Source organism: Streptomyces sp. NPDC052107 (assembly GCF_040680215.1).
Taxonomy (GTDB): Bacteria; Actinomycetota; Actinomycetes; order Streptomycetales; family Streptomycetaceae; genus Streptomyces.
In genome coordinates this window covers 27,077-50,241 of record NZ_JBFAWG010000031.1, presented here as the reverse complement: position 1 = coordinate 50,241, position 23,165 = coordinate 27,077, and the positions used below count along the sequence as shown (strand labels likewise).

Annotated in this window: 21 protein-coding genes and 1 pseudogene; 10 read left to right on the top strand and 12 right to left on the bottom strand. The window is 70.3% G+C overall.

Features of this window, described 5'->3' with window-relative positions:
• The first annotated feature begins 520 nt into the window (after positions 1–520).
• Positions 521–1,372: an MFS transporter gene (locus AB0M27_RS27860; protein WP_365725239.1), complete on the top strand. Its 852-nt coding sequence runs from the start codon at positions 521–523 to the stop codon at positions 1,370–1,372.
• On the opposite strand, the gene AB0M27_RS27855 is transcribed toward AB0M27_RS27860, so the two are convergent.
• Positions 1,350–1,949 carry a helix-turn-helix domain-containing protein gene (locus AB0M27_RS27855; protein ID WP_365725300.1) on the bottom strand — a complete coding sequence of 200 codons (600 nt, stop codon included), beginning with the start codon at positions 1,947–1,949 and terminating at the stop codon, positions 1,350–1,352. The genes AB0M27_RS27860 and AB0M27_RS27855 overlap by 23 nt on opposite strands.
• A gap of 167 nt (positions 1,950–2,116) precedes the next feature.
• On the opposite strand from AB0M27_RS27855, the gene AB0M27_RS27850 reads away from it, so the two are divergent.
• Both AB0M27_RS27850 and AB0M27_RS27845 read left to right on the top strand, forming a co-directional pair.
• On the top strand, positions 2,117–2,263 hold the full coding sequence (locus tag AB0M27_RS27850) for a hypothetical protein (RefSeq protein WP_365725237.1): 147 nt from the start codon (positions 2,117–2,119) through the stop codon (positions 2,261–2,263).
• A 123-nt stretch (positions 2,264–2,386) separates the two neighbouring features.
• The gene (locus AB0M27_RS27845) at positions 2,387–3,037 is read left to right on the top strand and encodes a peroxiredoxin-like family protein (protein WP_365725235.1); all 651 of its coding nucleotides are present in this window, start codon (positions 2,387–2,389) and stop codon (positions 3,035–3,037) included.
• Positions 3,038–3,384: 347 nt separating this feature from the next.
• Here the strand turns inward: AB0M27_RS27845 and AB0M27_RS27840 are convergent, their stop codons facing one another.
• Positions 3,385–3,978 carry a TetR/AcrR family transcriptional regulator gene (locus AB0M27_RS27840; protein ID WP_365725299.1) on the bottom strand — a complete coding sequence of 198 codons (594 nt, stop codon included), beginning with the start codon at positions 3,976–3,978 and terminating at the stop codon, positions 3,385–3,387.
• A gap of 225 nt (positions 3,979–4,203) precedes the next feature.
• Here AB0M27_RS27840 and AB0M27_RS27835 point away from each other — a divergent pair, with 225 nt between their 5' ends.
• Positions 4,204–5,379, top strand: a complete 1,176-nt coding sequence (locus AB0M27_RS27835; RefSeq protein WP_365725233.1) for an NAD(P)/FAD-dependent oxidoreductase — start codon at positions 4,204–4,206, stop codon at positions 5,377–5,379.
• Here AB0M27_RS27835 and AB0M27_RS27830 read toward each other — a convergent pair.
• A complete protein-coding gene (locus tag AB0M27_RS27830; RefSeq protein ID WP_365725231.1) occupies positions 5,369–5,563 on the bottom strand; it encodes a hypothetical protein in 195 nt (64 codons plus the stop codon). The two genes, AB0M27_RS27835 and AB0M27_RS27830, sit on opposite strands and share 11 nt — an antisense overlap.
• 30 nt (positions 5,564–5,593) lie before the next feature.
• Positions 5,594–6,814: a metallophosphoesterase gene (locus tag AB0M27_RS27825; RefSeq protein ID WP_365725229.1), complete on the bottom strand. Its 1,221-nt coding sequence runs from the start codon at positions 6,812–6,814 to the stop codon at positions 5,594–5,596.
• A 507-nt stretch (positions 6,815–7,321) separates the two neighbouring features.
• Between AB0M27_RS27825 and AB0M27_RS27820 the strand changes: the two genes are divergently transcribed.
• The 5 genes and pseudogenes from AB0M27_RS27820 to AB0M27_RS27800 all read left to right on the top strand — a co-directional run.
• Entirely contained in the window at positions 7,322–8,239 is a 918-nt protein-coding gene (locus AB0M27_RS27820) for an SDR family oxidoreductase (RefSeq protein ID WP_365725227.1), read from the top strand.
• Positions 8,240–8,597: 358 nt separating this feature from the next.
• A complete protein-coding gene (locus tag AB0M27_RS27815) occupies positions 8,598–9,911 on the top strand; it encodes a GAF domain-containing SpoIIE family protein phosphatase (protein WP_365725224.1) in 1,314 nt (437 codons plus the stop codon).
• Positions 9,912–10,050: 139 nt separating this feature from the next.
• Entirely contained in the window at positions 10,051–11,061 is a 1,011-nt protein-coding gene (locus tag AB0M27_RS27810) for an ANTAR domain-containing protein (protein WP_365725222.1), read from the top strand.
• A 370-nt stretch (positions 11,062–11,431) separates the two neighbouring features.
• On the top strand, positions 11,432–13,051 hold the full coding sequence (locus AB0M27_RS27805; protein ID WP_365725298.1) for an SDR family oxidoreductase: 1,620 nt from the start codon (positions 11,432–11,434) through the stop codon (positions 13,049–13,051).
• Between the two features lie 5 nt (positions 13,052–13,056).
• Positions 13,057–13,313 (top strand): annotated as a pseudogene (locus AB0M27_RS27800) (deoxyribodipyrimidine photo-lyase); the annotation flags it as partial.
• Between the two features lie 418 nt (positions 13,314–13,731).
• On the opposite strand, the gene AB0M27_RS27795 reads toward AB0M27_RS27800, so the two are convergent.
• The 6 genes from AB0M27_RS27795 to AB0M27_RS27770 form a co-directional block, all read right to left on the bottom strand.
• Complete coding sequence (locus AB0M27_RS27795) at positions 13,732–14,436, bottom strand: hypothetical protein (RefSeq protein ID WP_365725307.1); 705 nt, start codon at positions 14,434–14,436, stop codon at positions 13,732–13,734.
• 68 nt (positions 14,437–14,504) lie between these two features.
• Positions 14,505–14,858 carry a DoxX family protein gene (locus AB0M27_RS27790; RefSeq protein WP_365725220.1) on the bottom strand — a complete coding sequence of 118 codons (354 nt, stop codon included), beginning with the start codon at positions 14,856–14,858 and terminating at the stop codon, positions 14,505–14,507.
• On the bottom strand, positions 14,855–16,888 hold the full coding sequence (locus AB0M27_RS27785) for an acetoacetate--CoA ligase (RefSeq protein WP_365725218.1): 2,034 nt from the start codon (positions 16,886–16,888) through the stop codon (positions 14,855–14,857). Before AB0M27_RS27785 ends, AB0M27_RS27790 begins: the two co-directional genes overlap by 4 nt.
• Complete coding sequence (locus AB0M27_RS27780; protein ID WP_365725215.1) at positions 16,885–18,507, bottom strand: bifunctional 3-(3-hydroxy-phenyl)propionate/3-hydroxycinnamic acid hydroxylase; 1,623 nt, start codon at positions 18,505–18,507, stop codon at positions 16,885–16,887. The genes AB0M27_RS27785 and AB0M27_RS27780 overlap by 4 nt, the downstream gene beginning before the upstream one ends.
• Entirely contained in the window at positions 18,504–19,442 is a 939-nt protein-coding gene (locus tag AB0M27_RS27775; protein ID WP_365725213.1) for a fumarylacetoacetate hydrolase family protein, read from the bottom strand. Before AB0M27_RS27775 ends, AB0M27_RS27780 begins: the two co-directional genes overlap by 4 nt.
• The gene (locus tag AB0M27_RS27770; protein WP_365725211.1) at positions 19,439–20,584 is read right to left on the bottom strand and encodes a VOC family protein; all 1,146 of its coding nucleotides are present in this window, start codon (positions 20,582–20,584) and stop codon (positions 19,439–19,441) included. Before AB0M27_RS27770 ends, AB0M27_RS27775 begins: the two co-directional genes overlap by 4 nt.
• 138 nt (positions 20,585–20,722) lie before the next feature.
• Between AB0M27_RS27770 and AB0M27_RS27765 the strand changes: the two genes are divergently transcribed.
• Positions 20,723–21,358 (top strand): TetR/AcrR family transcriptional regulator, encoded by a 636-nt coding sequence (locus AB0M27_RS27765; RefSeq protein WP_365725209.1) that lies wholly within the window; start codon positions 20,723–20,725, stop codon positions 21,356–21,358.
• On the opposite strand, the gene AB0M27_RS27760 is transcribed toward AB0M27_RS27765, so the two are convergent.
• A complete protein-coding gene (locus AB0M27_RS27760; RefSeq protein WP_365725207.1) occupies positions 21,327–21,977 on the bottom strand; it encodes a TetR/AcrR family transcriptional regulator in 651 nt (216 codons plus the stop codon). The genes AB0M27_RS27765 and AB0M27_RS27760 overlap by 32 nt on opposite strands.
• A 113-nt stretch (positions 21,978–22,090) precedes the next feature.
• On the bottom strand, positions 22,091–23,137 hold the full coding sequence (locus AB0M27_RS27755) for a zinc-binding dehydrogenase (protein WP_365725205.1): 1,047 nt from the start codon (positions 23,135–23,137) through the stop codon (positions 22,091–22,093).
• Positions 23,138–23,165 lie beyond the last annotated feature (28 nt).

The window sequence follows — 23,165 nt, the reverse complement described above, 5'->3', positions numbered from 1 at the left end:
GCAGGGCCAGTGAGGTCTTGCCTACTCCTGCAGTACCTTCCAGCACCACAATGCCCGGTTGGCTACCAGGCGTGAGTGCAGCTTCAGCCTCAGACGCCACCTGGGCTCGGCCAATGAGACCGGTAGCCGCGGCGGGCAGCCGGTCGTAGGCGCTGACACGGGCAGCTGCCTCGGCTTCGCCCAGGAATGATCGACGGGTTGCCCGCCCACGCCTTCAGCAGCCGCAGCTCCGCGATGAAGTCGTCTATTGTGCGGGCTTTCCCCGGATCCAGTACCTGCGGCACGAACATCCTCCCCCATGGGACACTGGCCACGATCAACTTGGAACGGTCATTTCAAGTTAGGGGATGAGGGGCCACGACTGTCAAGCGGTTTCCGAGTGTTGGTCATCCGCCACGGAGCGCATCCAGGATCGTCCACGATCTTTCTGGAACTCGTGTTCTGTTCCTGATACTGAGTGCCGTCTTCGCTGACCACATCGGTCGCAAGACCCGCTCGCCTCACCACCACCGGCGGCTACATGGCCGCCTCCGGGCTGGCCGCCATCCACATCCCGCTGGCCGGCTGGCGCGTGCCGTGGTTCGCCCAGCTCCCGCTGGTCCTGATCCTGATCGCGGTGAACCGGTGGATTCCGGAGTCGGCCGCCTTCACCGCCCGGCAGGCACGGCCCGAACCCGTCCCCGCCTCCGCCCTGTTCAAGCGCCCGCAGACGGCCAAGACGGTGGTCGTCAGCGCCTACGCACTGGCCTGGGGCCTCGTCTACTGGGGCTTCATCACCTTCCTGCCCAGCCATCTGGAGTCCTCGGGCGGGCACGGCATGTCCGCCGCCGCCCTGCTGTTCATCTCGTCGCTGCTGGCCATCCCCACCTGTGCTGTGGCCGCATGGCTCTATATGCGCTGGTCGGCAAGGGGCACCATGGTCGTCTACGCCGCCCTCACCGTCGCGGCCCTCCTGGTGCTGGCCGCCGTCGGCATGGACGGCAGCCGGCCTGTCCTGCTGACCGCGGTGATGCTGCTGTTCGCCGGCACCGCCGGTGTCATCTCGTGGCCGTCCGGGGCACCGCCGGCGGATGGGCCGCCGCCGTCGGCAAATCTGGAGGAGCCTTCGGACCGCCCCTCATCGCACTGGTCCTCTCGGCACCGGGAGGCATGCGCACCGCCGCGGTGCTCGTGGCGCTCCCCATGGCCCTGGCAGGCATCTCCGTCGCCGTCCGCGGAAGCAACCCGCAGACCACTTCGCAGCCGATCGCGGGCACCCCACTGGACGCCGAACTCGACGACCTCGTGCGCAGCGAGGCCGTTACCGCCCAGGCCACACCGGCAACGCCCGTTCCCACGGCGTATCCGTCTCAGGCTGCGGTCAGTCGGCTGATTGATTCCAGCGCCGCGGTGACCGTCCTGTGCAGCGCCTTGGCATCGGCGCCGGCGCGCGAGCGCAGGTTCACGCCATAGGCGAGCAAGGCCAGTAGGTCGGCCGCCGCTCCCGGGTCGGCTCCGGCTGCCAGCTGCCCTTCGGCTTCGGCCGCGACGAGCGCCGCGTACATCGCGTCCCGCAGCTCCTGGTGATGCTGGTCGAGGATGGCGCGGACGTCGGGATCACCGTTCTCCGCTCCCGCATGCGCGTTGGAGACCATGCAGCCCCAGCGGGCGTACTCACCTGAGCACCGTGCCTTGATCAGGCCGTCGAAGAATTCCGCAACGGCGGGCAATCCACGCTCGTCCTCGGCGAGCCGGCGGAACATCGGCTGGGACCGCTGTTCGAGATAGCGGCGCAGCGCGGCGAGATAGAGCTCTTGCTTGCCGCCGAAGGTGGCGTACAGGCTGGATCGGTTGAGGCCGGTCGCGGTCACGATGTCCTGGATGCCCGTGGTGGCTACGCCCTGCTGCCAGAACAGCCGCACCGCGGTGTCCAGGGTCGCGTCCGGGTCGAAGTGCTTGATGTCCGGCATGTTCCACCCCGCCATCTTGAAATAACGGTTCCAAGATACTCCGCGTACGCGGCACGGCAAGGCTTTCGTCTGTGCTACGAGCTTTGCGCCGACCGCAGGGGAAACCGCCGCGTCCAGGATCGTCCACGATGCACCCCACCATGCCATCAAGGCGCCATCCTGCGGCCATGAATCGCATACCAGCGCTATGGACGGCCGCATACGGCCCGCAAGCTCCACCGGCCCTTCGCTTCCTCGCCCGCAAGGCGGTGCGTCTGGCCGACTTCGTGCGCATGCTCGCCCTGGCGGACCACCAGCACTTCACCACCCTCTGAAAGCCCGATACCGCACCTCGCCTGGCGCGGGCCGTACCCTGCCACTATCTTGGAATGAGCGTTTCAAGAATCGGACCCGGGGCATCGGCCCCGCGCCAGGCGTCATCCGGGAGGAACGGCACCGTGACCAGCCTCAACGCTGAACTTCGCGCCTTCTACGAAGCCCGCCAGCAACAGATCCCCGCCGAAGTGCGGCAGGTCATGCAGCGGGCCGGCCAGGAACTCGCTGACTCCGGTCAGGCTGAGCGTGCCCTCACCGTCGGCGACCGGGCTCCCCGGTTCAGGCTGCCCTCCGCAACCGGCCAGACGGTGGCGCTGGACGACCTGCTCGCCGACGGCCCGGTCGTGCTCACCTTCTACCGCGGCGCCTGGTGCCCGTACTGCAACATCGCCCTGCGGGGCCTGCAGCAGCACCACACCGACATCACGGCACGTGACGTCCGCCTCGTCGCTGTCTCCCCCCAGATCCCCGACGAGTCCCTGACCCTCACCGAGAAGCACAGCCTGGCCTTCGACGTCCTCAGCGACATCGGCTCCGACACGGCCAAGCAGTACGGCCTCGCCTTCGACCTCCCCGACGACCTCGCCGCCGTCTACGACAAGCTCGGCTTCGACCTGCAGCACGTCAACGATGGCCACCCGCGGACACTGCCGCTGCCCGCCACCTACGTCATCGACCGCGATGGCGTCATCCGCTGGGCCTTCGTCAACACCGACTACACCATCCGCGCCGAACCGGCTGACATCATCGCTGCCCTCGACGCACTGGGCTGAGAAGGCGTCTGTCATACCGATCTTGAGCAGTGTTCGCCGAACCGCAGCGTCGATCGGGTGATCGCGGAGGTGCCGGGCATGGGACCAGGAGTGAGCTGCTCTTGCTTTCGGTTAGCTCCCCTGTCGGGTTGCCTGGAGCCCAACGATGCCTCGAGGCAACCGACTTCAGGCTCTAGAAGAAGCCAAGCTTCTGAGGGCTGTAAGGGCTGGGACCAGAATGAGGTGCTTGCCGTTTAGAGGTGGCGGGATGTCAGTTCTCGTTGCCGGGCAGGGGATGGGTGCGACCGAAACGCATAGTGGGGCAAGCCGAGGCTGGTCGAGGACGGGCCCAGGAAGCGGTTCAGGCGCTACGGCGCGGGCGGCTTGCTTGGCGGCTCCCAGCCGTGGGTGAGGATGTCGAAGATTGCCTCGACGGCGGCCCGGCGATCCTGCCGGCCGCGAGCGAGTACCGGGATCTCGAGTACGAATCGGGCAAGAGCCACACATGCGAGGTTGTCGTGGTCCACGCCGAACTCGTCGGCGATGACCGCGCTGAGACTGTCGGTGTACCGGGTCCACATGCGTTCGGCGTAGGCGCGCAGCACCGGCGTGGAGTTCACCAGGTTGGTGAACTCGGCCGCCTGAGGATGTGCCTCGATCGACGGCCAGGTGTCCAGGACGTGCTGTCGAAGGGCGTCGGGGATGCTCTGACCGGAGGGTCGCTGCCGCACCGCGGCGATCAATTGTGACTCTCGGTCTTCGTCCTGGTCGAACACCAGCGCTTCCTTGCCGCTGAAGTGCTTGAACACCGTAGCGGTCGACACGTCGGCGGCGTCGGCGATGTCACGGATGCTCACCTGATCGTAGCCACGCTCCAGGAAGAGTTGCAGTGCGGCGTCGGCGATCGCCTGCCGGGTGGCCGCCTTCTTACGGTCGCGGCGGCTGGCAGAGGGCACGGTCATGGCTACAGCGTACTCGATAGTCGAACCAGTCACTAAGTAGAGTCGTTGCACTTTTTGACTCGCTCTGATTTCATCGGTGCCTGAGCGGCACATCCCCGTCGGCCTGGTCATCGTCTGCACCGCGCCAACCTGTTCAGCTGAGAGGCCCCTCCGCGTGGCACATCCGGTGCCGAAGCCGACAACGCCCGGCCTGCTCGCCCTCTTCGCCGACTGAAAGGGACAACCATGAACTCCCCAGAACCCGCCCGGGCACGCATCAGCATCATCGGTGCCGGCCCCGGCGGACTCACGTGCGCCCGCATCCTTCAGCAGCACGGCATAGCGGTCACCGTCTACGACCGCGACCGGGGCCCGAACGCGCGCAACCAGGGCGGCACCCTCGACCTGCACGCCGACAACGGCCAGATCGCCCTGCGCGAAGCCGGTCTGCTCGACGAGTTCTTCAACCTCGCCCGCCCCGAAGGGCAGGAAATGCGCCAGATGGACCCGGCCGGCACGATCACGTCCCATGAAGCCCCGGCGGCCCACGAACTCTTCAAGCCGGAAATCGACCGTGGCCAGCTGCGAAACCTGTTGCTCGACTCCCTGCAACCGGGAACCGTGCACTGGGGCCGCGCCCTCGACACGATCAGTGGACCTGACGACGGGCCGCGGCAACTGCACTTCACCGACGGCACGACCATCCAGACCGATCTGGTCATCGGCGCCGACGGCGCCTCCTCCCGGGTACGCCCGGCCGTGTCCCCCGCCGCCCCCGAGTACACCGGGGTGAGCTTCCTGGAAGCATGGTTCTCAGACGTCGAGAACCGGCACCCGGACATAGCCGAGCTGGTCGGCCAGGGCAGCGCCCACGCAGCCGACGGCGAGCGCGGCCTGTTCGCCCAGCGCAACAGCGGAAACCACATCCGCGTCTACATCATCCAACGAGTCCCGGTCGACTGGATCAGCACGAGCGGCCTGACAGTCGAGGACACCGACGGCATCCGCACCCTGCTCCTGGGCGAGTACGCCCACTGGTCGCCCCGCATGCGCCGGATGATCACCGAAAACGACGGCCCCTACGTCAACCGCCCGATTTTCGCCCTCCCGGTCCCGCACACCTGGGAACACAACCCGACGGTGACCCTGCTCGGAGATGCCGCCCACCTCATGCCCCCGCTCGGCGTCGGCGTCAACCTCGCCATGCTCGACGCCAGCGAAATCGCCCTCGCTCTCGCGAACGCCGCCACCGTCACCGACGCGATCCGCACCTACGAGAACACCATGCTCCCCCGCTCCACCGAGACGGCCAAGGCCCTCGAAGGCGGCGCCGAACACCTGCTGTCCGCCGACGTACCCGACCTCGGCAGCAACGACGTCCTGCCGGAGCCGCTGGCGGAGGCGGCGGAGGTCAGGCCGTAGGCCGACTGCAGGTCGCTGGGGCCGAAGCCGGTGGGGGAGTCCCGGCGGCGTTCGGCCGGACGGTCTGGGGTGCGATGCCCTTCTTCGCCGCCTGCTCTTCCTGGAAGGCGGTGGTGCCGCTGGTGACGCGCAGGGCGTTGCAGGATGCGTAGCCCTTCTTCGGGGTGCCGGTGCACTGCAGCATCTCCAGGCGGAACCGCCGGCCCGCCCAGCGCTACGCCGTGGGGGGCCGCTGCGGGGAGCGGAGTACGAGCAGGGTGATCTCGCTCGGGGCGAAGACGCGGAAGGGCGGGCCCCAGAAGCCGGTGCCACGGCTGGTGTAGAGGAGGGTGCGGGTGCCGTGGCGGCTGAGGCCGGCGAGGGCGGGCTGGTCGATGCGGACCAAGTGGTGGAAGGGCCAGATCTGGCCGCCGTGGGTGTGCCCGGAGAGCTGGAGGTCGACGCCGCCGGCTGCCGCCCGGTCGACGAACTTGGGCTGGTGGGCCAGGAGCAGGACGGGGTAGTCGGGGTCGGCGCCGTGCAGGGCTCCGGCGAGGTGGGCGCCGTGGCCGGCGAGGCCGGAGGACTCGGCCGTGACGTCATCCACGCCGGCGACCACGAGGGTGTCGCCACCGCGTTCGAGCAGCAGATGGCGGTTGCGCAGCGGCTCCCAGCCCAGCTCGTCCATCAGGTCGACCCAGCCCTGGGCCTCGCTGTAATACTCGTGGTTGCCGGTGACGTAGACCCGGGCCCGGGTGGCCCGCACGGTGCCGAGTGGGGCGGCCTGGGCGCGGCGGCGTTCGGCCGTGCCGTCCGCGATGTCGCCGGTGTGGCAGACCAGGTCGGCCTCCAGCGTGTTGACCGTCTCGCAGACCCGCGCCGACCAGCGGGCGCGGTCGAGCGGGCCGTAGTGGGTGTCGGTGATGAGGACGACACGCGTGCCATCCAACCCGGCCCCCAGGCGCGGAAGTTGCACGTCCAGACGGCGTACCCTTGGTACCCGGCGGGCCTCGGCGTATCCCCAGGTGAGCAGCACGGTGGCTGTGCCGAGGACCGCCCAGGCGACGATCCGGGCCCGGTCCTGGCCGTCGCCGACGCCGGTCACGGTCAGGGCGAGCCGCAGCGGGACGCCGAGCACGACGGACCAGGTGAACAGGGTCCAGATGGTGCCCAGCAGGGTGTCTCCGACGATCGCCGCCCAGTCCTGCTGGCGGCGGCCGTGGCCGCGCACCATCGCGAGCGGCATACCGATCAGGCCGAGGGCGAACAGGGCGGTGCCGGCGAGCGTGACAGGGAGCGGCCACTGCTGGCCGGTGTGCAGCAGCAGCCAGCAGGGCACGGTCCACAGCAGGACCGGGGCGATCAGGGGGAGGTAGCGCATCAGGCGGTGCAGTCGGCTCTGCTGAGTCGCGTGCGCTGCACTGTCGGCGGATCGGGTTTCGCTGGTGTCGGTCACGCTTCCCCTCCTTGAGCAACCAGGCTGCCGTCGCGCGCACTGTATCCGGCCGTCCCGGGCCGGTCGGACGGACGGGGTGCTCATGGTGGGCTGCCCCATGTGGCGAGGTGGCCTCCGAGTTCGCCCCCGGCTCACGCGGTTGGTGACTCCGCTCCTGACCGGGGCCGCGGCGGCTTCGAACGGTGAGGCGTAGAAGCTCCGGAAGCAGTGGAGAGTACAGCCCATCGTCGTGGGCCGGGTGAGATCCACATGCCGGTGCCCGTAACGCTCAGTATTTCACCGAGTACTTCGGCGTCAGATCCTGGGCCATGACATACCTCGACTTCCTCAGGGTGTGCGTCGTCTGCACCAGCACGATTGCCCCGGTTCGACCACGCCGGACCTGGGCGGTCGTGGCTCAAGCCACGATGCAGTCGACGATCCGGCGCTCTTGTGAGGGTGACCGGCTGTGAGTTTCGGGTACGCGGGGAGGCGGCCGACCACGGCAGCGGGAGAGATGAGGACCGCATGCGTACTGTCCTCGGCAGCCGCCCGTCTACCGCCATGCGCGACAGCCCACTGCGGGGCCGGGTCGCTGTGGTGACGGGGGCGGCGCGCGGTGTCGGCGAGGCTCTGGTGCGGCGCCTGGCCGTGGAGGGCATGCGGATCGCTCTGGTCGGCCGTGAGGAGGCGACGCTGTCCCAGGTGGCGGCGTCGCTGGCCACCATGACCGTCTGCGTCGAGGCGGACGTGACCGATCAGGTGGCCCTCGACCGTGCTGCGCGGCAGGTCGAGGAGCTGCTCGGAGCGGCCGGTGTCGTGGTGGCCAACGCCGGCATCGCCGTCGGCGGGCCCTTCACCCGCACCGAGGCCGAGCTGTGGCGACGCGTCGTCGACGTCAACCTGGTCGGGGCGGCGAACACCGCCAGGGCCTTCCTTCCCCAACTCACGCGGACCGGAGGTTACTTCCTCCAGATCGCCTCGACCGCCGCGTTCGGCTCCGCTCCGATGATGAGCGCGTACTGCGCGTCCAAGGCAGGTGCGGAGTCCTTCGCCTTGGCCCTGCGTGGTGAGGTCGCCCCCGAGGGGGTCACCGTCGGCATCGCCTACCTGCACTGGACCGGCACAGACATGATCGCCGGCATGGACGAGCACCCGGTGCTGAGGGCCCTCCGTCGGCACCAGCCGTCGTTCGCACGGCAGGTCCACAGTCCGGCGCAGGTGGCCGACTGGCTCGCCACCGGCATCACGCATCGCGCCCGGAACATCTACGCGCCCCCGTGGCTGCGCTGGTGCCAGCCGCTGCGGCCGATCTTCCCGTTCGTCGTCGGACACATCACCCGACGCGAACTGCGGGAGGGACCGACCGACGAACTCGCGGCCGACGTCGAAGTCCTCGGCGCGGGCGGCCGTGCCGACTGGATGTCGGTCAGGCCCGAGACCTGACCCACGACGGGGCCCGGAGGCGACCAGAGGGTGTCCGACAGGCCGTGCGACGTCCGCGCATCGCTGCGATCGTCAAGCGCAACGCCCGCGGAGGGAACGCCTACGCCGGGCCCGCGATCAAAGGCCCGCTGCCCGACCGGGACCGCCACAACACCTCGCTGTCGGCAGTCCGCATGCGGTCGGCCGGACCGGCCAGACGGAGCGCTCAGCCACACGCCGTAAGGAAGCAACGCGGCCCGGTGAGACCGTAAGTACATGCCTGGGCCCTTGTGCCGTGCACGGCTTCAATGCCCTACCCGAGGAGTGGTTTCCCAGGGCGGAAGCGGCCGTAGGGCCGCCAGGCGGGTAAGTGGTCGCCATGGACGAGGATGACGGGGACGCGGCGCTGCGAGCGGCGCTCGACCAGCTGGCGTTCGCCACCCGGAGCGCGGCGGCGCTGTCGAGCACGCTGGACGCGGTCGAGGGACTCAGGCGGGTGTGCCGGGTGCTGGTGCCGGGTCTGGCCGACTGGGCCGCGGCCGACCTGATGGACGAGGACGGCGCCGTCGAGCGGGTCTGTGTCTCGCACCGTGACCCCAATGCCGCCCTGACCGGCCTGACGGGACCGTTGCCGACGGCGCCGGAGACGGCGGCAGGCCCGTTGTCCCGGGTGCTTCGCGGTGCCGGCCCGCTGCTGCTGTCGGCCGGGCGGCTGGCGACCGGGCAGGAGGCGTCCGATCCGTTGCACGCCGCATCCATGCAACCGTTCGCCCGACTGGGTGGAGACTCCGTGATCATGGCACCCTTGCGGGCACGCCGGAGAGTGCTGGGTGCGCTGACCCTGGTCAGGGGCGAGGGGCACCCGCCATGGGGCGAGGGGGACCTGGCGCTGGTCGAGGACCTGACCCACCGCATCGCGCTGGCTCTCGACAACGCCAGGCTCTACGCCGAGACCCAGGCCGTCGCCGAGCGCCTCCAGCGCTCCCTGCTGCCGGTCCTGCCCGTCTTGCCGGGTCTGCGCATCACCGCCCGCTACTCCCCGGCGCTCGCCACTGCGCAGATCGGCGGTGACTGGTATGACAGCTTCGTCCTGCCGGAAAGCGGTGACACCACTTTGATCATCGGCGACGTGACCGGCCACGATCTGCATGCCGCCGTGACCATGAGCCAGGTGCGGAACATGCTGCGTGGCATCGCCTGCGACCGCCGGGAGCCCCCCGGCATGATCCTGCGCCGCTTGGACCTCGCAGTCGACGCCCTCTACAGACACCGGACCGCCACCTGCGTGTACGCGCTGCTCAAGGGCCAGGAAGGAGGGCCCTACCAGCTGGAATGGGCGAGTGCCGGACATCCACCGCCCCTGCTGGTCACCGCGGACGGCGACACCGCCTACCTGCACGAAGCACATGGCCTGCTGCTGGGCGTCGACCCGCACGCCGAACGGCCCAGTGCCTGCCTGTCCCTGCCCGAGGGCAGCACCCTGCTGTTGTACACGGACGGTTTGATCGAACGGCGCGGCGAATCCATGGATCACGGTATGACCCGGCTCCGGCAGCACGCTGCCGCCTTGGTCGACCAGGACCTCGACGAGCTAAGTGACGAGCTGATGAACGGACTCGTGGCAGGGGCCCACGACGACATCGCCCTGCTCGCCCTGCGACTGCCACGGTCGGACGATGGCGCTTCCCCTTGAGGCCAAGTCGGCTGCAGGCCGTACGCGATGCAGGCAAGGCTTGCGATCATGACGCCTAGGTGTGCGCTGGAAAGGAGACACTGCAGGAGCCGTGGACGACCTGGGCCGGCCTGCCGAGCAGCGAGGAGGGCGAGGACTCGTGGGCCAGGAGATCGACATCCACGTCAGCACGCATCCGAGTCCCTCCGCCCAGCCGGATCCGGTCGAGCGGCTTCGGCGGGAGAATGTCGCCCTGCGCAATCGGATGCTCGCGCACGCGGCCGTGGCCGCCGCTCAGGGGATCCTCAAGGAGCGATACCGTCTCGCCTCCCTGGAGGAGGGGTCCGAGCTGCTGCGCCGTACTTCTCAGCGGCACAACGTCAAGCTCCATACTTTTGCGGACGCGGTCATCCGCATTGCCGGGCCGGACGAGCGGACCGGCGCCTGGCTTCCCCACCGCGCCCGGGCCGGCGCTCCCCCGCTTCCCGGGCTCCGGCTGTCCGGCGGCACAAGCTCGACGGCTCCGCAGGGCGCGGTCCTCGGCGCGGGGCTGCGCCGGGTACTGGAGATCACCGAGGCCGCCATGGGCAATGTGCAGCTAGCCGAGGGCGGACTGCTGCGCCTGGAGAAGCACTCCGGGCTCGGTCGGCAGTCCACGGACTTCTTCGCCTTCGTCGACCACTCCGGCACCGCATGCGCGCGGGCCGCCCGGGACCGCCGGCAGGTGACCATTCGCGACGTCGCCACTGCCACCGCCTTCGACGAGGATTCCCGGCACGTGATCCTGCGCGCCGGCAGCCGCGCTTGTCACAGCGTTCCGCTGCTCGGCGAGCGTGGTGCCTTGCTGGGAGTGATCCCGTCGCATCACGCCCGGTCGATCGCCGGATTCACCCGCAGCCAGCTCGCGGCCCCGCACGAAACCGCTGACGTGGTGGGCCGGGCCGGCATGGCACCGACGCACCGTCATCCTGGACGCCCTGGAGGATTTCCAGCGCACAGCGTCCCAGGCGTACTGAGCGGCTGTTCGGCCCGGCCTGCCGCCCGGTGCTGGTACGCGGCCTCGGCCGGCCCCGGCGCGCGTACCTACGGCTTCACGCCCAACGGACCGCGCATACGCGAACGGCTGGGGGTTGCTCGAGCGTCGCAGGGTTCGGAGCAGATCCCGGCGTGAGCCTCCGGACGTGCCGTCACGGTCCGGGGGCTCACGCGTCCCGTCGCACGAGCAGCACCCTCCGCGAGCACCTTGAACGGATGGATGGACACGAGAAGAGGCGTAGTCCCTCCTCGTACCCATGCGAACGACGCGCCGGGGCGAGAGATCCTCGCTGGCGGACTACGGAACGACGGGACCGCCGGGCGTCTGTGCGGAGCCCCGCTGACGCGTCCTTCCCCCCGACGCGCACGTCACCCGATTGCCGCGCGCACGGAGTGCATCCGGCCTGACCGGCGGCACGGTAGAGACAGTGGAGAAGTCCGGTGCGGTGCACCGGTGCACGAGGGAGCGCAGGAACGGTGACCTTGCGCATGAGGCAGCCATGATGATGACCGAGGACGAAGCGACGGCCCGCGAAGCGCTGACCTGTCTGGTGACCGGCGCGAGCGGATACATAGGCGGCCGACTGGTGCCGGAGCTGCTGGACGCCGGTCACCGGGTGCGCTGTATGGTCCGCACGCCGCGCAAGCTGCGCGACCATCCGTGGGCGGACCGGGTGGAGATCGTCCGGGGCGACGTGACCGATGCCGAGTCCGTGGCGCGCGCCATGGAAGGTGTGGACGTCGCCTACTACCTGGTGCACGCGCTCGGCAGCGGCCGCGATTTCGAGCGGACCGACCGCGACGCCGCGCACGTCTTCGGCGCGCAGGCACACCAGGCAGGCGTCCGCCGCCTTGTTTACCTAGGTGGTCTCACGCCCGCCGGCGTCGACGCATCGCGGCTCTCCCCGCATCTGCGCTCCCGCGCCGAGGTCGGCCGCGTCCTGTTGGCCTCGGGTGTGCCGACCGCCGTTCTGCGCGCCGCCGTCATCATCGGTTCCGGCTCGGCCAGCTTCGAGATGCTGCGGTATCTGACCGAGCGGCTGCCGGTCATGGTGACCCCGCGCTGGGTGCAGACCCGCATCCAGCCGATCGCGGTGCGGGACGCGCTGCGCGTCCTGGTGGGCTGCGCCGGCCTGCCGGCTGGCGTCAGCCGCGCCTTCGACATCGGCGGCCCGGAGGTGCTCACCTACCTGGAGATGATGCAGCGGTACGCCGCCGTCGCCGGCCTGCCGCGGCGGCTCATCGTGCCCGTTCCTGTGCTCACGCCCGGCCTGTCCAGTCACTGGGTCGGCCTGGTGACCCCGGTGCCGGCTTCGATCGCCCGCCCGCTGACAGAGTCCCTGCGCCACGAAGTGGTCTGCAGGGAGCGGGACATCGAGCGGTACGTGCCCAGCCCTCCGGGACACCCGCTCGGCTTCGACCGGGCCGTCGCCCTGGCGTTGCAGCGGGTACGTGACGCGCAGGTGAGCACTCGCTGGTCGTCCGCCTCCGTGCCCGGCGCGCCCAGCGACCCGCTGCCGACCGACCCGGACTGGGCCGGCGGCAGTTTGTACACCGACGTCCGGGAACGTGAGGCGGACGTGGCGCCCGACGCCCTGTGGCAGGTGATCGAGGGGATCGGCGGCGAGAACGGTTGGTACTCCTTCCCGCTGGCCTGGGCGGTGCGCGGCTGGCTCGACCGTCTGGTGGGCGGTGTGGGCCTGCGCCGCGGTCGGCGGGACGCCGGGCGGCTCCGGGTGGGCGACTCGCTGGACTTCTGGAGGGTGGAGGAGATCGAGCGCGGGCGGCTGCTGCGGCTGCGCGCCGAAATGCGACTGCCGGGTCTGGCCTGGCTGGAGATGCGCGTCGACGGAGACGACGGCGGGCCTGTGCGGTACCGGCAGCGGGCGGTGTTCCATCCGCGGGGGCTGCTCGGCCAGGTGTACTGGTGGAGCGTCTCGCCCTTTCATGCGGTCGTCTTCGGCGGGATGGCCCGCAACATCGTCCGTGCCGCCGCCCGCGTCCAACGTGCTGCCTCCGACGGCGCTGAACCGGCAACGAACGGCCGCCTCGCATCCGGACCCGCCACGCCGCCGGAAGACAGTGCCGTCCACACCGGCCGACGCCGCCCGCCGGAACGAAGCTGACCACTATGCGTGTCTTGGTGGTTCTTTTCGCCTCCTACCTGTGCCTGCACGACCATCCGCAGTTCCGTGCGGCGGTGGAGACCGCCGGCGCGGTCGTTCCGCTCCTTCGTCCGTGACCGCGCCGTGGATGCGGCCGGATTCGCCGCGCCCAACCGCGTGGCCTTTCTCGGCGCCTGCCTGGCCGACCTCGACACCTCTCTGCGCGAAACGCGGCGGCCAGCTCGTGGTGCGCTCCGGCGACCTGGTGGCGGAAGTGTGCCGCGCGGTGCGCGAGGATCCCCCTCGACCGCGACGACAGAGCGGCAGTGCCACTTCCCGGCCTCCGCACCGAGGCTCCGACCGAGCGGGACCGGATGCGCGATACCTGCCGGACGGCACTCCTCGCATTCGTTGCCTATGCCGTCGACGAGGCACCGGGTCGGGCGGGAGGCCGATGCCCGTCGAGCCGACGCCCGCGCCGGTGCCCAGCGTCGGACCTGAAGAAGCCGGTAGGGCATCGAAGGACCTGCGGTTTTTCGACTTCCCGGAAGTGGAGCAGCATTCGGGTGTGGGGAACTCCCTCGTCGCCGCCTGCCCTGCCCCTGGGCCGAAGCGGAAGCCCCCGATACGTCTCCTCGGGCCGGGCGGAGCCGTGATGGCCTGCTCGCCCGCATGTACGAGCTCGGCCGGCGGGTGTTGCATCAGCGGCTCGCTCCGGTATCGCCATCGTCATGTGGAGAATTCCGGTGTCTCCTGCCGCCCGGAGCGGAGTCGTCCCCCTTGTCTTCCAACAGTTCGAGGAGCGCGGCGTCCGCCCTCTTCTGATCTTCCTTCGTCAGCTCGACCGGCGCATTGTTGTAGACGGTGTAGCGACTCGGATCGACGATGTTGGCGGCCCGCAGGGTGAACGTCAGCAGGCGGCGCCACCCCTTGCGGTGACCGACCCGCGCTTGCAGCTGGACCGTGTAGTCACGGGCCTCCGGCATGAACCCGGAGAACGGTGCCTCGAACTCGATGAAGAGCTGTTGCGCTTCTCTGCCGGGCACGACGAAGCCCGCCGGCAGCTTCGCGTCCTCGTCCGGCCCCGGCTGGAGGCGAGACGGTGAGGACACCCACAGAAGCGGCAGGTGAGAAGCGGGTTCGTCGGGGAAGGTCAGGATGAGGTCCTGGACGACTATCGGCTTGGGGCCGGTGTTGTGAAGGACGAGCGGGAGCCGCAGGCGGGCCGTGGATGAGTGGACAATCGCTGCGAAGGCATGAGGCTCCCATGTCTTCAGGCGCCCTTGTCTGGCGTTGAGCCACCAGAACGACGCGACGGTGAAGAGCAGTGCGCAGGCCGACACCACGCCGGCGCCTGTGAGTGATGAGGACGCGGCCTGATCGGCCGCGGTCATCAGCGGAACCACAGATTCAGTGTGCCAGGCCTGGAGTGGGCTGGCTAACAGGACTCAGGGACCTCCGCCGCGGGTTCATGTCATGAGTCGATACCGACAAGGAGCACGAGATACCACGCGACCAGAGCGGCGCACACCACCGCCGGGACGAGTTTCGGCAACCTGTCTCCCTTGCGCACGTGCGTGGTCACAGCACTGGCGAGAAGTATCAGGAGCCCGACGCCGGCCAGACCTCCGAACAGCGGCAGGACCGGTCCGAGGGCCACGCCGATGGCGCCTGCCAACTCCAGCGCACCGATCACTCGGTAGGCCGCGGGGGTGAAGCCGGCGTGGGCGGCCAGCTCGGGCATCGGGCCGAGCGCCATGATCTTGGCCACGCCGAGCAGGTTGAAGATCAGCACGATGAGACAGGCCAGGGCGGCGGAGAGGGTCATGAGGCGTCCTTGACGGTGTGCGGGTGACGGGCCTGGCGGCGTTCTGTTCCCAGGCGGGCGAAGTAGGCGACGAGGTCCGGGTTGTCGACCGCCGCGGGGTTGAGGACCTGTTCGGCGGGGGCGCCCTGGAGGAGGCGTTTGACCGGGACTTCGAGTTTCTTGCCGGTCCTGGTGTGCGGGATGGCCGGTACGGCGAGGATCTCGTCGGGGACGTGGCGGGGCGAGGCGCAGGCGCGGATGGCGGCGCGGATCTTCTCGCGCAGGACGTCGTCCAGGGCGACGCCGGGCGCGGGTACGACGAACAGGGGCATCCAGTAGCCGCCGTCGGGTTCCTCCACGCCGATGACGAGTGCCTCGGTGATCTCGGGGAGGCGTTCGACGATGTCGTGGATGTCGGCACTGCCCAGGCGCACGCCGTTGCGGTTGAGGGTGGCGTCGGAGCGGCCGTGGACGATCACCGAGCCGTGGGAGGAGAGGGTGATCCAGTCGCCGTGCCGCCACACGCCCGGGTAGGCGCCGAAGTAGGCGTCGCGGTAGCGGCTGCCGTCGGGGTCGTTCCAGAGGTGCAGCGGCATGGAGGGCATGGGACGGGTGACGACCAGTTCGCCTACCTGGTCGACGACCGGCCGTCCTGCGTCGTCGTAGGCCGCGAGTGCGACGCCGAGGTGGGGGGCGGACAGCTCGCCGGCCCAGACGGGGGTCGTGGGGGCGCTGCCGGCGAAGGCGGAGACGACGTCGGTGCCGCCACTGGTGGAGGCCAGCTGGATTCCTGCGCCCACGTGGTCGCGGACCCAGGGGTAGGCGGAGGCGGGCAGGGCGGAGCCGGTGCTGCCGACGGCGCGGATGGCCGACAGGTCGTGTGCGGAGGGTTCGATGCCCAGTTTGGCCATGGCCAGCAGGTACTGGGGGCTGGTGCCGAAGACGGTGACCTTGTGGCGGGCCGCCAGATCCCACAGGACGTCGGGGCGCGCCACCGGGGCGGGGCTGCCGTCGTAGGTGCAGGTGGTGGCGCCGGTCAGGAGGGTGGAGACGACCAGGTTCCACATCATCCAGTGGGTGGTGGTGTACCACAGCAGGCGGTCCCCGACGCCCAGGTCGCAGTGCAGGCCGAGGATCTTGAGGTGTTCGAGCAGGACGCCGCCGTGCCCGTGGACGATGCCCTTCGGCAAGCCGGTGGTGCCGGAGGAGAAGACGATCCACAGAGGGTGGTCGAACGGCACCGAGGTGATGGTGAGGTACTCGGTGCGGGTGGCGGCGTCGTCCCAGGGGACCGTGAGGCCCGTGTGCCGGTTCTCGGGCCAGGCAGTGCCCAGGTGATCCACGAGCACCGTGGCCTTCAGGTTGGGCAGGGCGTCGGCCAGTTCGAGGGAGGCGGCGCGGCGGTCGTGCGTGGTGCCGTTGAAGAGGTAGCCGTCCGCGGTGATGAGCACCGTGGGTTCGAGCTGGGCGAAGCGGTCGGCGGCGGCCTTGGGTGCGTAGTCCTGGCCGCATACCGACCACACGGCGCCCAGGCTGGCGGTGGCGAGGAAGGAGATGAGGGCGTGGGGGGTGTTGGGCAGGTAGCCGACCACCCGGTCGCCTTGGCCGACGCCCAGGTCCCGCAGGGTGGCCGCGACGGAGGCGACCTGGGCGCGCAGCTGCCGGCCCGTGATCTCGTAGCCGGCTCCCGTCTCGTCCAGCGCGGTGATCGCGGGAGCGTCCGGGTGCAGGTTGCGCAGCGCGTGGTGGGCGTAGTTGAGGGTGGCGCCGGGGAACCAGCGCGCGCCAGGCATGGTCTCCTCGGCCAGCACCCGCTCGTACGGGGTGGTCGCGTCGATGTCGAAGTACTCCCACACCGCTGCCCAGAAGCCCTCCAGGTCGGTGACGGACCAATGGTGCAGAGCCTGGTAGTCGGTGGGGTCCTGGATCGCTTCGGCACGCTGTTGCCTGGCGGCCCAGCGGGCGAAGTCCGCGATGCGGCTGCCGGCGACCGTCTTCGGGTCGGGCGACAGGAACGGTTCCGGATACGGCGTGGGGCGCTGGGGGGTCATGGCGCGGTGCTCCTCGGCAGGGGGACGGACCGGGCTTCGGCGGTAGGACGGGCCGTGTGCAGCAGGGAGGCCCAGGCGGTGGAGTCCGGGAAGGCACCGGTGCCGGCAGGCACGGTGCTCATCACGACGCGGTCGGGCCGCAGCAGAACCGCGTCCGCCCGACCCTGTACCAGCCAGTCGGCCAGGGTGCCGTCGTCGTCAAGGTCGTCGACGTGGATCGTGGGTGCGTCCAGCGCCGTGACCACGGCCGTCATCTGTGGGGTGGGCGGGACAGCGGTCAGGACGGCGAAGGAGTCTCCCAGTACGTCATCCAGGCGGACTCGCCTGCCGTCGGTGGTCACCCAGGGCTGTGGGCAGAAGGTGCCGGCCAGCCCGCGTTTGATGAGCCCGGGGCGGCGTCGTACGAGCGGGCCGGCGGTCAGCGCGGGGCTGAGGTCACGGCTCACCGCAGAGGTCACCCCGGGCACGCGGCAGGCCATGCCCACGGCGGCCCGGCGGAGCGCCGCTGCGTGGTCCTGTCCACCCGTCATGGCCCAGCCCATGGCCACCGCGAGCCGGATCACATGGCGGGCGTGCGGTTTGCGCTCGCGCTCGTAGGTGTCCAGCAGCCTGTCGTCTGCGCCCTGTTGGAGAACGCGGGCGAGTTTCCAGGTCAGGTTGCGGGCGTCGCGCAGGCCCGCGCACAGGCCCTGCCCGATGAAGGGCGGGGTGAGGTGGGCGGCGTCGCCGAGCAGGAAGACGCGTCCCCGGCGCCACCGGTCCGCGAGGCGGGCCCGGAAGGTGTACTGCGCCTGCCGGATCACCTCGAAGTCGTCGCCGCCCGAGGCGTCGGACGGCACGTCCACCCAGGGGGCGATCAGCTCTCGCAGGAGTACCCGGCCGTCCGGGCCGTCCAGGTGTACGTCGGCGGGCAGCCGGAACTCCCAGCGGTAGCGGTCCTCGCCGAGGCGCATGAAAGTGGCGGGCTGGGTGGGGCAGCAGATCTGGTCGACGCCTTCCCATGTGCGCACCGGGCGGCTGGTGCGCACGTCGATGACCCGCCAGCTCTCCTCGAAGTGCAGGTCCTCCCACACGGCGCCGATGGCGTCACGGGTGAGACTGCCCGCGCCGTCACAGCCGAGGACGGCGTCGGCCCATACGTGCTCCTCGTCGGTGCCGCCCTCCCGTCGGAAGGTCACCCGGACCGGAGCCGTACCGTCGGTTTCCTGGGTGACGGACAAGACCTCCACCCCGCCCCACAGCTCGCACTCCGGGCGGCGCGCGAGAGCGGCGCGCAGCAGGCGCTCCAGGTCCGGCTGGTCGAACATGCTCGTCTGGGGGAAGCCGTGGTGACCGTGCGGCGACCGCGCGAATTCGGCGATCACGCGGTGCCGGGAGTCCAGCAGCCGCAGCCCGCGGGCCGGTCGGGCGAGGGCGGCGAACTCCTCGTGGATCCCGGCACTCTGCAGGATCCGGCGCACCTCGTCGTCGGCGACGACGGCGCGCGGCAGGGGGTAGACGTCCTGATGGCGTTCCAGGACGAGGCTGCCCACTCCGTGCCCGGCGAGCAGGAGCGCGGCCGTGACGCCGACGGGCCCCGCGCCGATGATCACCACGGGTCTCCGGGCTGTGTCGCTCACGTCGCGTCCGCCACGGCGTTGCGCTGCTCGCCCAGGTCGATGTGCCCGTCGGGGGTGGAGATCGTGGCTGTGACGAGGTCGCCGTTGCGCAGGTATCGGGGGTTCTTGGCCTGGCCGTTGAAGAACGCCTTCCACTTCAGCGCGGGCGGCAGCAGGGCGGCGATCTTCTCGACCGGCTTGGGCGGCGCCTTGAGGGCGGTGCCGCCAGGGGTTCCGGTCAGCAGCAGGTCACCCGGGTCGAGGGTCTGGAAGCGGGCGAGCAGGGTGAGCGCCTGCGCGGGCCGTACGATCATGTCGGCGAGGGTGCGGTCCTGGCGCGGCACGCCGTTGACCGACAGCCGCAACCGCAGGTCGATCAGCCGGGCGAAGTCCTCGGGCTCCAGCAGGGCCAGGTACGGGCCGGTCGGTGTGAAGGTCGGGTACGACTTGCTCTCGTAGAACTGGGTCTTGGTCAGCTGCACGTCGCGGGCGCTGACGTCGTTGGTGAGGACGAGCCCGGCGACGTAGCGCGGCAGGTCCGCCTCCTCGACGACGGTGCCCACCGGCAGCGTCGCACCCATGACGAGGCCGAGTTCGACCTCGTAGTCGAGGAACTTCACGTGTGCGGGGCGGACGATCGTCTCGTGCGGGCCGCTGACCGAGCCGGACGCCTTGCGGAAGAAGGTGGGCGGGATGTCGCCGGTGAAGCCGGAATCCTTGGCGTGACTGCGGTAGTTGACCATCTGGGCGACCACCCGGCACGGGGTGGTGACCGGAGGCAGCGCCACCAGGTCGGCGACGGGCGTGCCGCTCTCGCCGGAGGCGGCGGCCTCCCGCACGGCGGCGCGGTCGGCGAGCAGGTCGGCGGTGGTAACCGCCTTGGTCTCGATGCGGACGGCGCGCTCGTCGCGGACGACCCACCAGCCGTCGCTGGTGCGCAGAACGTTGGTGCTCATGAGCTCATCGCTTTCATCAGGCCCAGCAGGCGTGCGGGGTCGAGTTCGTTGTCGTCGCGCAGGGCCGTCATGACCTCGCGGAGCTTGGCGGGGGAGGGGGTGGTGCCCAGGAAGTCGCGGGTGGCGGGCGGGCCCCACTGGGCCAGGCCGCTCGCCGACATCGGCGCCCAGCCGGGTTCGAGGTCGCAGGAGAACAGGTCGCCGTCGGCGAAGTGCTCCAGCATGAAGCGGTCGGGGTCGCGCCAGTAGTCGAAGAGCTGACTGCCCTGGATGTGCCGGCCGATGCCCCAGCTGCGCCGGTAGCCGCGCTCGGCCAGGTACTCCCCGCCGGCGGCGATCGAGTCGAGGTCGGTGACCTGGTAGGCGGAGTGGACGTAGCCGGTCCCGGGCCCGAGGTGCAGGGCGAGAGTGTGGTGGTCCACGGGCGTGCTGCCCTGGTCGCAGCGGATGAACGCCATGGTGGGACCGCGCTCGCGCTGCCCGTCCAGGAACAGGAAGTCCGACACGATCATGCCGAGGGTGTCCAGATACCACTCCAGGGTGCGGGCGAACGACCGTGTCTCCAGCACCACATGGCCGAGACGCTGGATGCGGGACGGCTCGCGGGGCGGACGCTGGGTGGCGTTCGTACGACGGTGATCGGAACCGAAGTTGAGGATCAGCGGCTCCTGCCCGGGCAGCGCGGGCAGCGGCTCGGCACAGTGCACCACCCGGACCGGCAGGCCCGATGGATCGAACAGGGCTACCGACCGGCCGCCACCCGGTACATCGATGTCCCGGACGGTGTGCCCGACGGCCGCGGCAAGCCGGTCCACATCGGCCCGCTCGGCCGCTCGGAACGCCGGCCCGAGGAAGCGGGAGGCGCGCCCACGCCGGATGACCATGCAGGGTGAGCCCTCGAACGTGCCGCGCAGCCACAGTTCGTGGTCGGTGCGGGCGGCGATCGCGAAACCGAAGTCACGGGCGAACACCTCGGCCCGGTCCAGGTCCGGCTTCTCGAACTCCAGCCAGGCCAGGTCCGCCACCTTGATCACGGGATTGCGGGCTCGTCCGGGGTGCTCTCCGCGCAGGGCGCCCTGCTCGCTGTGGAGGTCTTGGTGGGGCGTCAGAGGACCGCCCTTGTTAACGGGGATGTGGGACATGGTGTCCTCCAAGCAACACTGCTGTAATGAGGGAATCATCAACTCTGCTGTTTCTCATCGTCAATAGGTGAAGCCCAAATAATTGAGGATTTCATCAGTAATGGCAGGGTCATCGTCGCGGCGGTTACACTGAGCCGTATGCCGACGTCAGCCCCACCCAAGAACCGCTTCGAGCGGCGCCGCGCCGAGACCCGTCAGGCGCTCGTGCGTGCGGCCCGGCAGATCCTCGCGGAGACCGGGGACACCAGCGCCAGCATCCAGGCCATTGCCGAGCGCGCCGATGTCGGTTTCGGATCCTTCTACAACCACTTCGAGTCCAAGACGGAGCTGTTCGACGCCGCGGTGACGGACGCCCTGGAGGAGTTCGGGCAGGTCATCGACGAGCGCGTGGAAGGCATCGACGACCCGGCCGAGCTGGTCGCCGCCGGTTTCCGGCTCACCGCCCGGATGGCCGACTCCCACCCGGAACTCCTGCGGATCCTGCGCGACCGCGGTCTGTCTCACATCCACTCGGACAGCGGTCTCTCCCCGCGCGCCTTGCGCGACCTGGAGATCGGCATCGCGTCGGGCCGTTTCACCTGCGGCAACGCGACAACCGCCCTGTCCGCCGTGGGCGGCACCCTGATGTCCCTGGTGGCGCTACGACTGGCCCGCCCCGACATCGACGGGGACGAGGCCGCCTCCGACCTGGCCGAGATGGTCCTGCGCATGCTCGGCGTCCCTCCGGACGACGCCCATGAGGTCACCCGACGCCCGCTGCCGGACCCCGCCTGACAACGTCCCGCACCTGGAGCGCAGCCGCCTGCGGTGCCACGCCGGCGGCGACGAGGAATGCGGTGGCGGCGGCCTCACCCGTCGGGTCCGCCCACGTGCCCGCGGCGTTCTCCTCGGCGAGGGTCAGCATCAGTGCTTCCAGCGCCTGGGCGAGGACAGGTGCCGGGACATGGTCTGCGAACACGCCTTGGTGTTGACCGCGCCGTATGGTCGCGACGGCCTCCTCACGGGCCTGTGCCAGGGTGGCGCGGATCGCCTCCTCTCCCAGGTGGCGTCGCCCCAGAGAGATGAGCATGCGGTACTGGTCGCCCACCGCCCATGCCGCCAGCACCATCCGCGTCATCGCCTCGAGCGGATCGGCATCCGTGGCAGGGGCTGCGCCGAACGCCTGCTTCAGCGCCCGTCCCGCTTCCCGTGCCAGCTCGGCGACCAGCGCCTGCCGGCTGGAGAAGTGTCCGTAGAGGGTACGTCGGGCGACGCCGGCCGTCTGAGCGATGCCGTCGAGACTCGCGTTGGGGTCGTCCCGCAGTTTCTGGCGAGCGGCCGCGAGGATTCGTCTGCGGTTCCCGTGAGCATCCCTGCGCTGCGGAGTACCGCCCGGGGTGTCGATCGTCTGCATGGCTCCGTCCCTGCACGGTTCTGCTGCTGGAAAACCGTGGGCGCCGGTGCTCCCTCACGCACCGGCGCCCACTCACCCCTGCCCAGGGTGGCTTGGTGTCCTGCTGACGGGCGTCAGGGGACGAGGATGAGGCGGATCGGGTCGCCGATCTTGTTCTCCAGGCGTCTGACCGCGTCGGCCGCGTCGACGAGCGGGATGTGGTCCGTGATGGAGGGGGCCAGGTCCAGGCGCCCGGCTGCGGCCAGTCGCACCAGCTCGGAGACCGACTCCGGGAAGCCGCCGTAGTGACCGCGCACCTGCTTCTGCAGGTAGTTGAAGGTCAGGCCCTCGGTGATGGTGAGCGGCTTGGGCGTGATGCCCACCAGGATCAGGGAGCCGCCCAGGCCGAGCACGGAGGCGGCCTGCTCGCGGACGGCGGGTACGCCGGCGCAGTCGAAGGCGAAGTCCAGGCCCCGTCCGTCGGTGGCCGCGCGGACCTGGTCGGCGAAGTCGGGGGCGGCCGGGTCCAGGGCGTGGTCCGCGCCGAAGGCCAGGGCGCGTTCGCGGGCGCTGGGCAGCGGGTCGACGGCGATGATGGGTGCGGCGCCGACCAGGCGTGCGAGGCGCACGTTGTGCGCGCCGACTCCGCCCACGCCCCAGATGCCGACGGACTGGGCGGCACGGACGCCCGCGGTGGCGACGACGGCGGCGTAGGGGGTGGACACCGCGTCGGGGATGATCGCGGCCTGGTCGAAGGGGAGGCTGTCGGGGATAGGGATGAGGGTGTCCTCGCGGGCGATCACGTACTCGGCCCAGCCGCCGTCGTAGTCGATGCCGGCGGTGAGCATCTGTGTGCAGGGGCGGCGGCGCACGCAGCCGGCGCACCGGCCGCAGGTCTTGCCGGCCTCCAGGGTGACGCGGGTGCCGACGGTCAGGCCGCGCTTGAGGTCGGGGCCGAGGGTGTGGATCACACCGGAGACCTCGTGGCCGACGGTGACCGTGTCGGAGGTGGCGAACAGCGGGACGAGGGAGCCGTCGAGGAGGTGGACGTCGGAGAGGCAGACGCCTGCGGCCTTGACCTCGATGAGTACCTCGCCCGGGCCGGGCACGGGGATGGGGACCTCCTCCACGGCGAACTTCTTGCTGTCCAGGTGGAAGCGTCCGGCGAGCATGGTGTCCATGAGGATCTGCTTTCTGTGAGCGGCACTC

Bases quoted from the DNA above. Each gene is read 5' to 3' on its own strand.
- AB0M27_RS27860 (WP_365725239.1), top strand. From the start codon at position 521: ATGGCCGCCTCCGGGCTGGCCGCCATCCACATCCCGCTGGCCGGCTGG.
- AB0M27_RS27855 (WP_365725300.1), bottom strand. From the start codon at position 1,949: ATGCCGGACATCAAGCACTTCGACCCGGACGCGACCCTGGACACCGCG.
- AB0M27_RS27850 (WP_365725237.1), top strand. From the start codon at position 2,117: ATGAATCGCATACCAGCGCTATGGACGGCCGCATACGGCCCGCAAGCT.
- AB0M27_RS27840 (WP_365725299.1), bottom strand. From the start codon at position 3,978: ATGACCGTGCCCTCTGCCAGCCGCCGCGACCGTAAGAAGGCGGCCACC.
- AB0M27_RS27835 (WP_365725233.1), top strand. From the start codon at position 4,204: ATGAACTCCCCAGAACCCGCCCGGGCACGCATCAGCATCATCGGTGCC.
- AB0M27_RS27830 (WP_365725231.1), bottom strand. From the start codon at position 5,563: ATGCTGCAGTGCACCGGCACCCCGAAGAAGGGCTACGCATCCTGCAAC.
- AB0M27_RS27820 (WP_365725227.1), top strand. From the start codon at position 7,322: ATGCGTACTGTCCTCGGCAGCCGCCCGTCTACCGCCATGCGCGACAGC.
- AB0M27_RS27815 (WP_365725224.1), top strand. From the start codon at position 8,598: ATGGACGAGGATGACGGGGACGCGGCGCTGCGAGCGGCGCTCGACCAG.
- AB0M27_RS27805 (WP_365725298.1), top strand. From the start codon at position 11,432: ATGACCGAGGACGAAGCGACGGCCCGCGAAGCGCTGACCTGTCTGGTG.
- AB0M27_RS27790 (WP_365725220.1), bottom strand. From the start codon at position 14,858: ATGACCCTCTCCGCCGCCCTGGCCTGTCTCATCGTGCTGATCTTCAAC.
- AB0M27_RS27785 (WP_365725218.1), bottom strand. From the start codon at position 16,888: ATGACCCCCCAGCGCCCCACGCCGTATCCGGAACCGTTCCTGTCGCCC.
- AB0M27_RS27775 (WP_365725213.1), bottom strand. From the start codon at position 19,442: ATGAGCACCAACGTTCTGCGCACCAGCGACGGCTGGTGGGTCGTCCGC.
- AB0M27_RS27770 (WP_365725211.1), bottom strand. From the start codon at position 20,584: ATGTCCCACATCCCCGTTAACAAGGGCGGTCCTCTGACGCCCCACCAA.
- AB0M27_RS27765 (WP_365725209.1), top strand. From the start codon at position 20,723: ATGCCGACGTCAGCCCCACCCAAGAACCGCTTCGAGCGGCGCCGCGCC.
- AB0M27_RS27760 (WP_365725207.1), bottom strand. From the start codon at position 21,977: ATGCAGACGATCGACACCCCGGGCGGTACTCCGCAGCGCAGGGATGCT.
- AB0M27_RS27755 (WP_365725205.1), bottom strand. From the start codon at position 23,137: ATGGACACCATGCTCGCCGGACGCTTCCACCTGGACAGCAAGAAGTTC.